The sequence below is a fragment of the Nodularia sp. UHCC 0506 genome, from assembly GCF_034931045.1.
In the GTDB taxonomy this organism is placed as follows: domain Bacteria; phylum Cyanobacteriota; class Cyanobacteriia; order Cyanobacteriales; family Nostocaceae; genus Nodularia.
Genome location: NZ_JAYGHH010000009.1, coordinates 118,421 through 133,271, shown reverse-complemented (window position 1 = coordinate 133,271; position 14,851 = coordinate 118,421). Strand labels below are relative to the sequence as shown.

Here is a 14,851-nt window from a genome sequence, read left to right as displayed (position 1 = left end):
TTATGTCCAACTACTTTCACAACGAATTTTGACATTTTATTTCCTCTCTTTTTAAGCGCGTGTCATGATCGCAATTCCTGCGGTGATCAGGCAGGATGCTAATAAATGGTTGTAGGTGAAATGCTCTCGAAAGAACACTGTACCCAAAATGGCAGTCGTAGCAATCCGAAGACCTGAAGCCACAGGTACTGCTGTGGATACAGATAATTGCTGCAAAGCTTGGGCAAAGAAAACTAAGTCAAAAAGATAGCAAGCGATTGCAACAACAAACCAAGGCGATGTTAGTAAAAGCAGTAAGCCAGCATTAGGAAGTCCTAGATTCGCTTGCTTGAGTAGCAAACTACCGGCACAAGATCCAATTGCAGATAGTCCCAGAAGTATCCAGGCAAACCCAATCGATTGAGGCATACAATTCCTTTGATGTACAAAAATTTTCTGTATAATACCCCTATAGGGATGTTATGCAGATTTACCTCCCACTATGACCACTCCACTGCAAATGCTACTCGCTCTTGAGATAACTATACTTATAAATATTTGAAAAAAAACTAATATTGAGACAAAATGAATCTTGATTGAAACAAAGTTACATTCTTCTAACTTTTGGTTGCACAACCTAATTCTGTGAACCAAGATGCCAGCCTGTAACTATTCGGAGCAATATTCTTGTGAGATTGATAACTATATCTCTGAGGAAAATTATCAGCACCCCCCATGACTACATCACTGGGGTTAACACCAAAATGCTGGCGAAATTGACGGGTAAATTGCTGTCGATTACGAAATCCCCAATATTGAGCTATTTTTGTAATTTCTCCTCGTTTTACTGGGTTAGAAACTAAATATCTATAACAACGTTTTAATCGCAAAAAATCAATGTAACGAGCAACGCCACCATAAGTTTGAAATAAACGATAAAGGGTTGCACGGGAGCAATGAAATCTCTCAATTAACATATCTGCTGATAATTGCGGGTTGCATAAATTCGTAACAATAAAATTTTTGATCAGCAATTTAAGTTCAACTTCAAAAATATCAGGTGCAACATTAGTCTGTTTAACTTCATTTTTAAACATAGAACAAACCATCTGTACAGTTACCTGAGCTATTGTACTCGCATCACTGACTTTAATCCCATCGAGTTCTTCAGACAAAGAAAGCATAAAGTTTTTTAATAGCACTCCCCTAGTAGAATCAACAGGCAAGCTTAAACCTGCCAAATTATCAATAGATCCCCAACATTCTTGTAAAAGTTCACGGGGAATAATAAGCGTAATTATTTCAGAAAAAGGTAAAATCGTGCTACTAAAAGATTCATAACCTAAATCCATCATCACAATGTGTTGCGGCGATTGGATATAATTACGCCCACCGTTATCAACATGGCAACCACCCTGGGCATACCACTGCACTAAAATATGGTCGCTATCATCATGACGCAATAAGTGCTTTCTATCTCGCACAAAAAACTGTGAAGAAAACCCACCTTTAGCTAGAACAATCTGGTCAATTTTCGCCGATTTATGGTGTATATGCTCCAGTTTGTGATCTTCTTTCTTTTCACATAAGAATAACGGCTTTATACTTTCACTCCAAAAGTCAAATATCTGATCTTGTTCTAACAATTGAGAGTTAAACTCAATGATATCAAGGCTTCTATTGTTTGGCTCTTTTGGTATGGTGTGCATTATCTCGACAAATTTGACATGGCAATTTTCTAGATTTGTAAGTCATCTACATAGCTATGTATCATGACTTTTAATATATTGAATTTTTCCATGATTTTCTTAACTATAAATTTTAAGACACTGGCGATCGCCTTTTAATCAATAGACCTATGTCAAAAATTTTGATGCTTGCCAAGCATGACGAATATTTTCTAAGTGAGGAGCAAGTCGGCGATTAACAAAATTAACCATTGGCGTATTATCGACTTCTACCCGATAAGTTGCGTTTGGTATCTCTGGAACTGCCTCACATTGAAGTTTGATGGCTTTAGCTAAGAAAAGAATGCTCTGGCTGAGGGGTTTGTAATCTGGGTGGACATACATCTGAGTGTAGCGAATAGTATCGGGAGCAGTACGATGGGTGATCATCCAACCAACCACTTTATCTTGATAGCGCAATCCTAAACTGTTAAGGGGTTCTATTCTCTTTTCTTCGGTAAAAGGATTAAATCTTCTGGTCAAGGGATGAATTTCCATCATGCTATTAATAAAGTCTTTGTCCGCTTCTGTTAAAGTATGCCAAGGAAATATGGTGTAATCATCGGGAAGGGTTGGAGATAGCTTGTCTAGATATTTAATAATGCGAGCATTTTTAATTTTAGTTGTCGTGCCATAACAGATTAAAGCTGTGGCTTCTGGTGCTGTCCAATGTTGTTTTTTGAGAATTTTTTCTAGGGCTACAGCACTTCCGGCAGCTATGAGGTACATCCCCAAAGCTGAAAGCTATGATAGGAGAGGGACAAGGAGAAAACTGTATTGCATAATAGCCGGAAGCGCTGTATTTGCTGGGGATTATCGAGGTATTGTAAAAAAATTTCATCACAGCCTCTATTGATTAACTCAGCTTCCATTTTCTGGAGTAGTGTTGTACCAATTCCCTGACTGCGATATTCTGGTGCTACAAAAAAGGAAAGAATTTGCCCAAAGGTTTTCGGTGGAGTTGCACTTGTAGTAGCATATTCAGCAAAGATCAACCCAATAGGGTCAGAATCTAACTCTACTCCAATAGCAACCTGAGAACTGTCAGGGGTGATCTTTCTGAGATAGGGACGAAAAGCAGGATAAGTTAACTCTTCATACAGAGCAACACTTGACGGATTTAATTGTAAATAATTATACATTTAAGACATAAGGAATCAGTTGACGAACTCGGTATAAAAATGAGTTCATCATAACTTCAGTTCTAAGAGAAAAAACTAGGATTGAGACAAAATAAGTGTTAATTGAGATGTAATGGCTCCTTTTGATTACAAAAAATCAAGCAAGAGGATTGTAGAGTCAAAGGTCTTAGCCATCTAGGTCTAGTGAACTGTAAACATCAAGGTAGTGAGCCGAGTTAAAATTTAAGGGTGCAGAAATACTGCACCCTCAAATTTTTTTAATAAAAGGCACATAGTAAAACGCTACGCTAAAGCGGCGATTTTCTCTAATAAGCCTTGAAAGAGTCTCAACCCATCAGTATTACCTAACGCAGAATCTGCTGCTCGTTCTGGGTGCGGCATCATGCCTAAAACGTTGCCTTGGCGATTGCAAATGCCGGCAATGTTATTGAGTGAACCGTTGGGATTTTCTCCTGCATAACGGAAGACGACTTGCCCATGATCTTCAATGGCTGCTAAGGTGGCTGGATCAGCATAAAATCGCCCTTCACCGTGGGCAATGGGTAAAGTGATAGTTTCACCCGTTGTGTAGGCTTGCGTCCAATTGGTATCGGTACGCTCAACTTGCAAGGGGACGCGATCGCATATAAAATGCAAATCTCGATTCCTAGTCAATGCCCCCGGTAACAATCCTGCTTCAGTTAATACCTGAAAACCGTTGCAAATACCAAGGACAAATTTACCTTGTTTAGCATGGTTAACCACCTGCTGCATCACAGGCGAGAATTGCGCGATCGCACCACAGCGCAGATAATCACCGTAGCTAAAACCACCAGGTACAATCACTACATCCACATCAGCGATGTCTGTGTCTTGATGCCAAACCATGCGAGTCGGTTGACCCAGCAAATCTCTGGTGACATAGGCCACATCGCGGTCGCAATTAGAACCCGGAAAAACCAAAACCCCAAATTTCATGATTTAGTCAGTAGTCATTAGTTATTGGTCATTAGTCATTAGGAGTGGGGAGTGGGAAATTTAGATTATCCCCATCTCCCTCGTCTTGGAACTCCTGTTAAATGACTCCCGTTTGTGTTTCCACCTCTATCAAATCAAAGCGATAATTTTCAATCACCGGATTTGCTAACATTTGGTCACAGATCCGTTCAAGGTCTTGACGTGCTTTAATCTCTTCAGTCGAAGTGATGGTTAGTTCAATGTACTTACCAATCCGCACCTGTTCCACATTGTTGTATCCCAGTTGCTGGAGACCGGATTGTACAGCCACACCAGCAGGGTCTAAGACTGAAGGACGAAGCGTCACGAAAATTTTAGCTATATACTTCCTTTGCACAGGCTTTTTGCTGAATGCTGCGATCGCTATAGTATAACTTTCTGTCCCAACTGAGTGAAAATAGGATTACGAAGCGGTTACAGTTAATTAATAAGTTGTCTATTATAACAGCTTCTCCTACAGTGGCGAATTTAAATAATTGTCTATGAGAGCCATACATACTCGCAGTCAAGAACGGATTTTGAGCCTGCTAAAAACTATTAAACAAGGCATTTCTGCCCAAGATATTTACGTAGAATTACGTAATCGAAATCAAAGCATGGGTTTAGCAACAGTTTACCGTTCCCTAGAAGCCTTAAAACTAGAAGGTATGGTGCAGGTTAGGACTTTGGCTAATGGGGAAGCCCTCTATAACCTAGCCCAACAAGACAAGCATCACCTAACTTGCCTCCAATGTGGTGTTTCAATTCCGATTAATCAATGTCCCGTTCATAACCTAGAAGGCGAGTTGGAATCCAGTCATAAATTTAAAATTTTTTACCACACACTGGAATTTTTTGGTTTGTGTAGTAAATGCCAAATGAATCAAGCTGCAAGCATGGGAGCGCATTAGTAATCAAGGGAACACCATAAAATAAATTATTCCATCTTGTTGGGATGGGCATATTGCCCGTCCTTGGTGATTTCCAGGCATATTTGCCCCTCCACAAGCAATTTTGGGATATTTTTTATTTGTTAGTCCCCATGGGAAAATTTAATCTTCTGTCACCTTTTTTTAGCTAGAACGATGTTGATTACTCCCTGGTGTCTCACCACCAAACAAAGGATTTGCAGAAACATCAGAAACAATAGAACGCATCCCTTCTAAAGTCGCAGGAATACTCCGGGGGTCCATAAACATCACCTTACTGCTGTCACTACTGCCAATCTTCATCCCCATTTCCAAATAATTTTGAGCAAGTAAAAACTGTAACGCTTCTTGTGCGCCCGGTTCAGCATTTAGAGTTTTGGTGATAATTTGTAATGCTTCTGATGTTGCTTGTGCCTTCAATACCTGTTGCTGGCGTTCAGCTTGGGCTTGCAATACAATTGATTTTTGTTGCGCTTCTGCTTGCAGAATTGTAGATTTTTGCCGAGCTTCCGCGTCCAAAATTTGCGCCTCAGCCTTACCTCTAGCGCTATTAACAGCAGATTCACGTTCACCCTCAGAAGTCAGAATTGCTGCCCGTCTGCGCCGTTCTGCCGCCATTTGCAACTCCATTGATTCTCGCACCGTCTGGGATGGGACGATATCTCGCAATTCCACCCGTGTGATTTTCACACCCCAAGGATCAGTAGCAATATCCAACTCTCGCAATAAAATATCATTGATTTGAGAACGAGCGGTAAAGGATTTATCTAACTCCAATTGTCCCATTTCGGAGCGAATTTGAGTTAAAACCAAGTTTGTCATGGCTGCATGAAGATTTTCCACCTTGTACCAGGCTTTTTCCATATCTACAATCCGCCAATAAACCACCGCATCAACTTCAATACCCACATTGTCGCGGGTAATACATTTTTGGGGAGGAATATCTAAGACCTTTTCGCGGATAGTTTGTTGGTAGACGATTTTATCTAGAAAAGGGATCACAAAATTTAGCCCTGGTCCTAGCTTTTGGTTATAGCTACCCAATCTTTCTACCAAGACTTCATTACCTTGATTGACAACTTTCACAGATCCTGCAACCGCAGAACCACCAAGCGTCAAGAAGATGAGTAAGAAAATATGCTCCATTTATTTATTCTCCTGATTTCTGATTAATACGTATACAACAGGGTGTAGCGAAAGTACAGTACGGCGTAAATAAACCAACCATTTCAAATCAATGAAAAGCCTAGCGGATAAGACCTTTGAGGAACACCCTGCGGTACTAAGCTTTTTCACTCAGCACTCAGCACTCAGCACTTTTAGAAGCACACTCAACGTAATAAATAATCTGGCATCACAATCAAGGTAGTGCCTTCTCTTCTAACCACATAAACTCTTTGATGGGGTGCTACGCTCAGTTGTTCATCGTCACATTGTGCGCGCCAAGAATTTCCCTCATATAGCACCCGTCCGGTTTCCCCAGGCGGAATTTCTGTTAAGGTTTCGGCTAAAACTGTAGCCGCCATTTTCGACTTGCGCCGACGCGGTTGCAAAAACCGCCGGGAAAGCACAATCAAAACTGTGGAAAGCATTAGCCAAGCCGCAACTTGTAGCCATAAACTTCCCATACCCACTAGAGACAGTAGCGCCACAATCAAGGCACTAATTCCCATCATGAATTCGACAAAAGCCGATGGTAAGAAAAGTTCCATTAAACACAGAACAGATCCTGCCAGGAGCCAGATTAAGGTATAACTTGGCATAGGCATAACGCCATCCTAAACTCTACATTTACTTAAATGTATTTTTGAGATTAGATACACCCAGACTATAACGGGTTACAGAAAGCAAAACTTGATATTTTTAGGATCATGTTTGATTAATTTCAGTAATAAGCTGTAGTCGTGGGTACACGAATCCAGTCTATTCTAGCGTTCAAGTTTTGAAACCTAAATTTAATCGAAATTCACGAGTTGGTTTATTTGTTGACTTTATACTGTCATGATTTCGACACAGCGAATAATTTATTGCGTTAATCCAGACTGCACTAACCCCATTAATTCTGTGGGGGAAAGTGTTTGTGCCAGTTGTCAAACTCCTTTAGTTCACCGCTATCTCTGGGCTAGTGGTTCCTTCTCAGCCGCTATTTCACATGGAACTAAAGTGCTAGATAGGTATGAGGTAATTACACAGCAGGTTTGGTTAGATACTCAACCAGGTTTACCGCCAACCGTACCTGAAGAGTTACCAAAATTAGTTATGCCTTACTTAAGGCTATGCCAAGAACGATTACACCTACCCGCAGCCTATGGGTTTGTTCACACCGAAGAAGCAGGTGCAGATGATATCCTCTTGCTGGAAAATGTACCGATAGATGAGACAGGAAATCTTTATCCCGCCATTGCTGAAGCATGGGAACAAGCAACGCCTGTGAGACAAGTTTATTGGCTATGGCAAATTCTCCAATTGTGGAAACCTTTATTAGAGTTAGAAGTTGCCCATAGTTTACTTATGCCAGATAACCTGCGATCGCAAGGTTGGTGTGTGCGACTTTTGGAACTTCACCCCACAACAGCTACTGAGAAACCAAGTTTGGCCGATTTGGGTAAATGTTGGCAGCCTTGGGTGGCCTCTGTAAACGCCCCAGTATCTCCAGAATTAGCAAACATCGTTGAACAGATGTGTAACACTGAGGTAGAGTTAGCAAGCATTTCCACTCAACTCAATGCCTTATTACTTTCATTGGCGGCAGAATTACCATTAAGTCTAAAAGTGGCGGGTGCAACCGATGTCGGGCCGGAATTGCAACAAAATGAAGACAATTGTTATCCGATGCTTGCCAGTGACTTAGATGATTCCATAGCGCCACGGTTAGCTATTGTTTGTGATGGCATTGGTGGACACCAAGGCGGCGAGGTTGCCAGTCAATTGGCTGTACAGTCCCTAAAACTGCAAATGCGTGCTTTGTTAATGGAAGTAGGAGAACAAACTGAAGTTGTTCCGCCTGATTTATTACAGTCACAACTAGAAGCCAGCTTGCGAGTCGTGAATAACGTCATTTGTGCTTGTAATGACGAACAGAAACGCCAAGGTAGAGAACGCATGGCCACAACCCTCGTCATGGCTGTACAAGTGCCGCAACGAGTCCCAAAGACCTCTAACGACCAATCAGATAACGCCCATGAACTTTATTTAGCTAATGTTGGCGATAGTCGTGCCTATTGGATAACTCGCGATTACTGCCGACTACTAACGGTGGATGATATTGTGGCGACGCGAGAAGTTCGTTCGACCCGGAGTTTTCATCGTCCAGCACTGGAGAGAATAGATGCAACTGCCCTCACCCAAGCATTGGGGACAAAAGATGCTGAATTCTTACACATTGCCATTAAACGCTTAATTTTGGAAGAAGATGGTGTATTGCTGCTGTGTTCTGATGGTTTAAGTGATAACGATTTGGTAGAAAAATACTGGCAGGATTATGTCATTCCTGTGTTAGCAGGTCAAATTTCAGTTGAAGATGCTGTCAGAAATTGGATTAATTTAGCAAATGAGAAAAATAATCATGATAATACTTCTGTGGTCATGACTCTTTGCCGAGTATCTAAAGGATATATAGTGCCAACTCCTGAATTATCTTCACCAGGAGAAATTGTCAAAACTGAAAAACCAGAACCACTAGAACCACTAGAAGCAGAATCTTCCTTGGCGGAAAGTTCCCAAGCATTATTAGATTTAGACCTGACACTTGATCATCTATCAGGTTCATCCATCCCCACCCCAGGAAAACAACTGAGTCGGCGTAAGCCTCTGGTTGTAGTTGGGGGATTATTGGCTGTGTTAGTGGGAGGTACAGGTCTGGGCTTATTTGCATGGTGGCAACTTAATCCTCAAGGATTTTCACAGATATGTCAGCAACTCCCCCCAATAATGCAACCTATATGCCCTCAACGGCAGTAAGTAGAAAGCGTAACCAATGACTATTTGTTGTAGAATTGGATTTGTCGTTAAAGCGCACAGCACAACCAAAGCGGGTTTTAAACTATCCGAATGTCGCTGAATAACCACTATTAAATCAGTGAACAGTGAACAGTGAACAGTTATCAAAGTGGATGGTGGGGGACTTAAACCCAATTATGTCTCTTAGCTGATAACTGATAGCTGATAACTGTTAAAGCCTGCGTGGGCAGGCTTTGTTTGTATATCAGTTACAAAAGGCGTAAAACAAAGCTTCTATCCCAATGGGAGCTTAAAATTGACTGTTATTAACAGTTTATTTGTCAAAAAAGCAGTTCAGTGAGGAATGCAGGTGGAGATGCTTGTGGAACAGCAAAAGCTAGATGTAAGTGTTGTTATGAAAGTTGGCGATCGCGTCCGTGTTAAAGAATCGGTAGTAGTGTATCATCATCCTGAGCATCGAGGTCAGGCTTGTGACATTAAAGGTACAGAAGGCGAAGTTATAAGTATTGCTACTGAATGGCAAGGTAGACCTGTTAGTGCTAATTTGCCAATTTTAGTTAGGTTTACTAAAAAATTTAAAGCTCATTTACGTGAGAATGAATTAGAAGTCATTTAAATCACTCACGAGCGGCGAAACCACTGGAAAATATTTAATTCGCCGCGCATTTTTTCTAAATCTCGACGATGCTGTTCTGCCGTTATTTCATACCATTCGCAATAATTCTCAAACTCTGAGCGCGTGTGAACTTCTTGGTAAAATTGGTGAGTTACGTGGTAGTTAGCGAAGGTTTCCTCAACCGAAAATTGAGGCGAAGGCATAATATAAGGTAAATTTTTAGACATAATCAAAATAGAGGTAGGGAATAGGGAATAGTTTCAGCTATCTGTCATTTCCAAATTTTCTGATGTATTCAACCCAGAATTCACACTTTTGATGCTACACCCTTCAAAAACCGTTCGGCTGACACTCACTGCGAAGCCTTGCACCTACTGTCGGGTTCATCAGCCTCAAACCTGCGATTTATCTGGGTTTTATATTTATTCAGCAAGCCCGAATTACGAATTACGAATTACGTTCGCGCAGCGTTTCCGCAGGAAATATTACGAATTACGAATTACGAATTACCCTCATTTTTCCCAAAACCTGAAATTAAAACTTCCAGAAGCCCGACGATAACGACGGGTAAGTTTTCTCCTCTGCTGTTTGGTAATCCTTTCTCTAGGACTTGCATCTGTTTCTACCTCTAAAGTTTCCAGTGGTAACTGAGTTTTCGTTTCCTCCTTACTTCCCCACCAAGCAGTGATCCAGCCACCACCCACAGCAGCCATTCCACCCAGCAAGATACTTACAGGTGGAGAATACCCCAAGAACACAAAGCCTAACAGGAAAAATAACCAGTATTTTAGTCCTGCGTCGATACCATCAGATGAGGCTACGGTTGTTTGCTGGGGGTTATTTTTACTGGAATTTGTAAACCAACCTAAAACAAAACCCGCAATAATCCCCAAGAAGATACTCAGGGGTAATGAAAACCCCGCCAGAATCAATATGAATATTAAAAATCCCCCAAATACGAGTTGAGAAAAGAATTCTGGCGAGATGGGGGGTAAACCTTGATTATTTGGTGCCATGGGATAATAAATACTATTGGTGAAGTACTTATTTTAATTGTGTCTGTGGTGGTTGGGTTGTATCCCAAATTTGTACATAGGGTTTTTCTTCTGGGGTAAATGCTTCGGCTTGCTGAAGTTGCGACGTTAATAAATCGACAGTTGCATCAGCAATATCACCAGTGCGTTTAGCTAGACGTTCTTGCACCACTTCTAAAGGTGCTGTGCAGTAAATAATTTGCAGGGGAAGTTGGCGTTTTTCTGCTTGCGCGATCGCCTCTTGTCGTAGATGTGCTTGATCATACTTGGCATCTAAAATTACATTAAAACCTTGCTGCGCCAGCATAATGCCTAACTCCAGCAATCGGGCATAAGTTTTTTGGGTCATTTCAGGTGTGTATAAATCATCCCCACCACGTTCCCAAAGAGAAATTCCCCCCAAATGTTTCCGCACCGCATCTGAGCGAATCTGAATGGCTTTTAATTTACGGGCTAAATATTTTGCGGTTGTAGACTTTCCAGAACCAGACAGCCCAGACATTAAAATTAGTTTTCCTTGTTGGGGTTTTGTGTACTCCCACGCCTGTGTGTAATATTCTGCCGCCGTCTTTGTCGCCTCTTCCTTGGCTGTCGCTGGCACACCAGGATCATCTAACAGAAATGAAGTCACCTTTGCCCGCACATAAGCCTGACGGCTTAAATACAAAGGTAGTATCTGTAAACCTTCCCAATCACCAGTTTGCTCGACGTAGGTGTTCAGAAACGCATTAGCCAAAACAGGGCTTTGTCGCGCCTCTAAATCCATCACTGTAAACGCCACATCATACATGACATCGACAAAGCGAAACGGCTCATTAAACTCAATACAGTCAAAAAGAGTAATTTTGTCATGCCACAGCGCAATATTTCTCAGGTGTAAATCACCGTGACACTCACGAATGTAATTATTCTCAACTCTACTGGTAAATAATTTGGGACGCTCTACAAAAAAATTATCTGTATATTGCTTTGTTTCCTGAAACTGCTTCTGTGTTTGAGGTCCACCAATATATTTTTCAGTTTGTTGGTAATTCTCATCAATTGCTGCCCGCACCTGCGGCACTTCGCCAAAACTCCGAATATAATCATTAGTTGCAGATTTCGCGTGGTATTCAGCCACTACTTTTCCCAACTCCTCTAGGTGAGTCTCATTTAACTTACCTTGCTCAAATAATGTGCTAAACAGCAACTCTTGGGGAAACTGGCGCATTTTCAGCGCATATTCCACAGCCTTTCCTGTTCCTCCCAGATGATGTTGCTGGCCGACCATAGTCACGGGCAATACTTCCAGATACAGTTCAGCCGCACCACGTTGGTTCAAGCGTAATTCTTCCTGACAAAAATGTTTCCGTTTCTCTAAAGTAGAGAAATCTAAAAAGCCAAAATTGACTGGTTTTTTCAGCTTATAGGCGTAATCTCCTGTAAGTAGGACATAGGAAATATGAGTTTGAATTAGTTGAATTGGTTCTGTGACTGCATGAGGATAAAATCCTGGCTGTAACATCTGCTGAATTAAAACTGGAAGATTTACTTCTGTCATAAAAATTGTGGATTCGATACTTACAGAAATTGGAAATACAGCAATCGGTAAGGAGTTTAGGACATGGTAGATTGCTTGAAGTCCTAGAAGCAAGCGGTTTTCATCAGAGTGAGAACAGTGTTGATAGCTTAAAGCCTTAAAGCAAATGGCTTTATACTCAGTACTCAGCACTCAGCACTCAGCACTCAACACTTTGCTCTCCCGCAGGATTCACGCATTGTACAAGGTCAGAGACTAATTCATAAACCTATCGTCTCATCCTTTTAATAAAAAACCAGGGTTTAACCCCTGGTATAATCAACAATTATCACAAATCTTGAAGTTACAAAAAACACAAATTACTCGCTTGTATCAGTCTTGAGAAGATGCAAAAAAGCTGACGTGATAGATAAAACCCTTGGCTGGATGGGATTGAACTTCTCTGAGGACAGTTGTACCATTCCACTCAAGTTCAGGGATATTCAATTCAATTTCTGTTTTATTAACAGTAGCTTTTTTAAGTAGACGCTCAATGGTTTTGGCATCAACTACGAGAGAAATTGATTCTGCACCTTTGTGACCGTACAAATTGGCAGGGATAAGACCAGAACGGCGTAAAGCATTTGGCTTGCTACCTTCTGGTCGCTTTTGAGATTCGACTTTAATAGTCATACAAGTTATCAGTTATCAGTTATCAGTTGTCAGTTGTGAGTACATCTAAGCACTTAGCAAAGAGGCTGGTGTACCGTCAGGATGTAATAAGGCACGTTTTGGCCCGTGAATTGGGTCTTCAACGATTATGGTTTGATCGCGGCTGGCTCCTAAAGAGACGATCGCGATGGGAACTTCCATCAATTCAGCTAAGAATTTCAGGTAGTCTAGTGCTTGCGGTGGCAAGTCTTCCAGGGTGCGACATTCGCTTGTCGATACCTGCCAACCAGGGAGGGTTTTGTAAATAGGGCGACATTGAGCAAACCGACGGGAACTAGTGGGGAAGTGTTCGCAGCGATCGCCATCTATTTCGTAGGCGACACAGACTTGAATTTCCTCTAGTTCGTCGAGAACATCGAGTTTGGTAATGGCCATACAGTCCATACCATTAATTCGCACTGCATAACGACCAATGACGGCATCAAACCAGCCACAGCGCCGCTTGCGTCCTGTTGTTGTGCCAAATTCCGCCCCGCGATCGCATAACAATTCTCCCACTTTTCCATGCAATTCGGTGGGAAAAGGCCCTTCTCCTACTCTTGTTGTGTAGGCTTTTGACACCCCAATTACCCGATCTATCATTGTCGGCCCTAAACCAGTCCCAACGCAAGCCCCACCCGCTACCGGGTTAGAAGAGGTGACATAGGGATAAGTACCATGATCTAAGTCGAGAAGCGTACCCTGTGCGCCTTCAAAGAGAATATTGCGCCGCTTGAGGATGGAATCATATATTTTTAATGATGTATCAACCACGTAAGGCCGCAAGCGTTCAGCGTAACCTAAATATTGCTCAATTACTTCTTGGGGATTTAAAGGCGGGAGGTTGTAAAGTTTTTCTAAAATTGTGTTTTTATAATTAATCGTCCATTCCAGCTTTTCACGTAGCGCTTCTGGGTCAATCAAGTCTAGAACTCTGATCCCAGTACGCTCTGATTTATCCGCATAGGTGGGGCCAATGCCTCTACCAGTCGTACCAATTTTGTAACTTCCGCGTCGCTCTTCTGAAGCCTTGTCAATCAACCGATGATACGGCATCGTGACATGGGCTGTCTCAGATATTAACAGCTTGGCAGTAGAAATGTTTAATTCTTCTAGCTGATCGAGTTCTGCTATTAAGACCTGTGGATCTATAACTGTTCCACAGCCAATAATACACTCAGTATTTGGGTAAAGAATACCAGAGGGGATTAAGTGCAGCTTAAACGTCTGACCTTCGACTACTATGGTATGTCCAGCGTTCACTCCCCCTTGGTAACGTACCACCACATCTGCGGAGCGGCTGAGTAAATCTGTTATTTTACCTTTTCCTTCATCGCCCCACTGGGCACCTATGACAATTACGTTAGCCAAGAGATTATCTCAAAGGGTAAAGTTTCCACAAATTATAATTTGTATCAGATTGTATGGCTTTTGTCAAGAAATTGGAAAATTGGCGGGTCGTGAGTAGAGGGAAAATTTTTGATATTTGTTTAGCCAGATGGTATCATATATCACTTGTTTCCAGCCTATACAGGTGATGATGCTAAACAACAAGGGTGCGATCGCTATTTCCATAAATGAGTCAATATTTAAGTAAGGCTAATTGCTGATTTACAGGAGTTAGAAAATTATGATAGCTGTGAAAAATCGAGCTGATAGAGTCGTACTTTACAACATTAGCTGGCAACAATTTGAAAACATTTTACAGGATTTGGGAGAAAGTCGTGCAGCCAGAATAGCTTATGATGCGGGTACTTTAGAAATTATTACACCTTTACCAGAACATGAACACTATAAAGAAGTCATCAGTGATTTAGTTAAAGATATTGCTGATACTTTAGATTTAGACTATGAAAGTTATGGTTCAACTACCTGGAAGCGAGAAAGCCGCATGGCTGGTTTAGAACCAGATAATTGCTTTTATTTCCAAAACGAAGCAGCAATTAGAGGAAGACTAGATTTAGATTTAAACCAAGACCCGCCCCCAGATTTAGCATTAGAAATTGATGTTACTAGTAAATCTTTAAATCGATTTCCGATTTATGCGCGGTTGGGTGTTCCTGAAGTTTGGTGTTATGACTCAGGAGAATTAAAGATTTATTTATTGCAGAATAACGAATATATAGAATCTGAAACAAGTTTGGTTTTTCCAAGTTTACCAATTCGTGAGTTACCCCGATTGATGGAAGAAAATCGCACCGAGGGTAGAAGGGTGATGAGAAAAGCAGTAAGAGGTTGGGCGAAACGTCTATGAGGTTAGATACAAGAGTGCAGATTAAT

17 protein-coding genes are annotated in these 14,851 nt (G+C 41.4%); 4 read left to right on the top strand and 13 right to left on the bottom strand.

What is annotated here, in order from left to right; translation table 11 throughout:
- Positions 1–51: 51 nt before the first annotated feature.
- The 6 genes from VB654_RS08825 to purS all read right to left on the bottom strand — a co-directional run bounded on the left by VB654_RS08825 (position 52) and on the right by purS (position 4,181).
- The gene (locus tag VB654_RS08825) at positions 52–408 is read right to left on the bottom strand and encodes a DMT family transporter (RefSeq protein WP_323213341.1); all 357 of its coding nucleotides are present in this window, start codon (positions 406–408) and stop codon (positions 52–54) included.
- Positions 409–596: 188 nt separating this feature from the next.
- A complete protein-coding gene (locus VB654_RS08820) occupies positions 597–1,688 on the bottom strand; it encodes a helix-turn-helix domain-containing protein (protein ID WP_323213340.1) in 1,092 nt (363 codons plus the stop codon).
- Between the two features lie 147 nt (positions 1,689–1,835).
- Entirely contained in the window at positions 1,836–2,435 is a 600-nt protein-coding gene (locus VB654_RS08815; protein WP_323213339.1) for a hypothetical protein, read from the bottom strand.
- Positions 2,423–2,848 (bottom strand): GNAT family N-acetyltransferase, encoded by a 426-nt coding sequence (locus tag VB654_RS08810; protein WP_323213338.1) that lies wholly within the window; start codon positions 2,846–2,848, stop codon positions 2,423–2,425. Before VB654_RS08810 ends, VB654_RS08815 begins: the two co-directional genes overlap by 13 nt.
- A 282-nt stretch (positions 2,849–3,130) precedes the next feature.
- On the bottom strand, positions 3,131–3,805 hold the full coding sequence (purQ, locus tag VB654_RS08805; protein WP_323213337.1) for a phosphoribosylformylglycinamidine synthase subunit PurQ: 675 nt from the start codon (positions 3,803–3,805) through the stop codon (positions 3,131–3,133).
- A 97-nt stretch (positions 3,806–3,902) separates the two neighbouring features.
- Entirely contained in the window at positions 3,903–4,181 is a 279-nt protein-coding gene (gene purS, locus VB654_RS08800; RefSeq protein ID WP_006197636.1) for a phosphoribosylformylglycinamidine synthase subunit PurS, read from the bottom strand.
- Positions 4,182–4,326: 145 nt separating this feature from the next.
- On the opposite strand from purS, the gene VB654_RS08795 reads away from it, so the two are divergent.
- Positions 4,327–4,734, top strand: a complete 408-nt coding sequence (locus VB654_RS08795) for a Fur family transcriptional regulator (protein WP_323213336.1) — start codon at positions 4,327–4,329, stop codon at positions 4,732–4,734.
- Between the two features lie 162 nt (positions 4,735–4,896).
- On the opposite strand, the gene VB654_RS08790 is transcribed toward VB654_RS08795, so the two are convergent.
- Positions 4,897–5,898 carry an SPFH domain-containing protein gene (locus VB654_RS08790; RefSeq protein WP_323213335.1) on the bottom strand — a complete coding sequence of 334 codons (1,002 nt, stop codon included), beginning with the start codon at positions 5,896–5,898 and terminating at the stop codon, positions 4,897–4,899.
- Positions 5,899–6,083: 185 nt separating this feature from the next.
- Entirely contained in the window at positions 6,084–6,515 is a 432-nt protein-coding gene (locus VB654_RS08785) for an NfeD family protein (protein ID WP_323213362.1), read from the bottom strand.
- A gap of 238 nt (positions 6,516–6,753) precedes the next feature.
- Here VB654_RS08785 and VB654_RS08780 point away from each other — a divergent pair, with 238 nt between their 5' ends.
- Positions 6,754–8,712, top strand: coding sequence for a protein phosphatase 2C domain-containing protein (locus VB654_RS08780; protein WP_323213334.1), 1,959 nt, complete (start codon positions 6,754–6,756; stop codon positions 8,710–8,712).
- 343 nt (positions 8,713–9,055) lie between these two features.
- Positions 9,056–9,328 (top strand): ferredoxin-thioredoxin reductase variable chain, encoded by a 273-nt coding sequence (locus VB654_RS08775; RefSeq protein ID WP_323213333.1) that lies wholly within the window; start codon positions 9,056–9,058, stop codon positions 9,326–9,328.
- A 5-nt stretch (positions 9,329–9,333) separates the two neighbouring features.
- Here VB654_RS08775 and VB654_RS08770 read toward each other — a convergent pair whose 3' ends face one another.
- The 5 genes from VB654_RS08770 to VB654_RS08750 all read right to left on the bottom strand — a co-directional run bounded on the left by VB654_RS08770 (position 9,334) and on the right by VB654_RS08750 (position 13,942).
- Complete coding sequence (locus tag VB654_RS08770) at positions 9,334–9,555, bottom strand: hypothetical protein (protein ID WP_323213332.1); 222 nt, start codon at positions 9,553–9,555, stop codon at positions 9,334–9,336.
- A gap of 285 nt (positions 9,556–9,840) precedes the next feature.
- Positions 9,841–10,344: a hypothetical protein gene (locus tag VB654_RS08765; RefSeq protein WP_323213331.1), complete on the bottom strand. Its 504-nt coding sequence runs from the start codon at positions 10,342–10,344 to the stop codon at positions 9,841–9,843.
- A gap of 28 nt (positions 10,345–10,372) precedes the next feature.
- Positions 10,373–11,902 carry an AAA family ATPase gene (locus VB654_RS08760; RefSeq protein ID WP_323213330.1) on the bottom strand — a complete coding sequence of 510 codons (1,530 nt, stop codon included), beginning with the start codon at positions 11,900–11,902 and terminating at the stop codon, positions 10,373–10,375.
- Positions 11,903–12,253: 351 nt separating this feature from the next.
- Positions 12,254–12,553, bottom strand: coding sequence for a 50S ribosomal protein L25 (gene rplY, locus VB654_RS08755; RefSeq protein ID WP_323213329.1), 300 nt, complete (start codon positions 12,551–12,553; stop codon positions 12,254–12,256).
- Between the two features lie 45 nt (positions 12,554–12,598).
- A complete protein-coding gene (locus VB654_RS08750; protein WP_323213328.1) occupies positions 12,599–13,942 on the bottom strand; it encodes an adenylosuccinate synthase in 1,344 nt (447 codons plus the stop codon).
- Between the two features lie 259 nt (positions 13,943–14,201).
- Here VB654_RS08750 and VB654_RS08745 point away from each other — a divergent pair, with 259 nt between their 5' ends.
- Entirely contained in the window at positions 14,202–14,825 is a 624-nt protein-coding gene (locus VB654_RS08745) for a Uma2 family endonuclease (RefSeq protein ID WP_323213327.1), read from the top strand.
- The last annotated feature ends 26 nt before the right edge of the window (positions 14,826–14,851 follow it).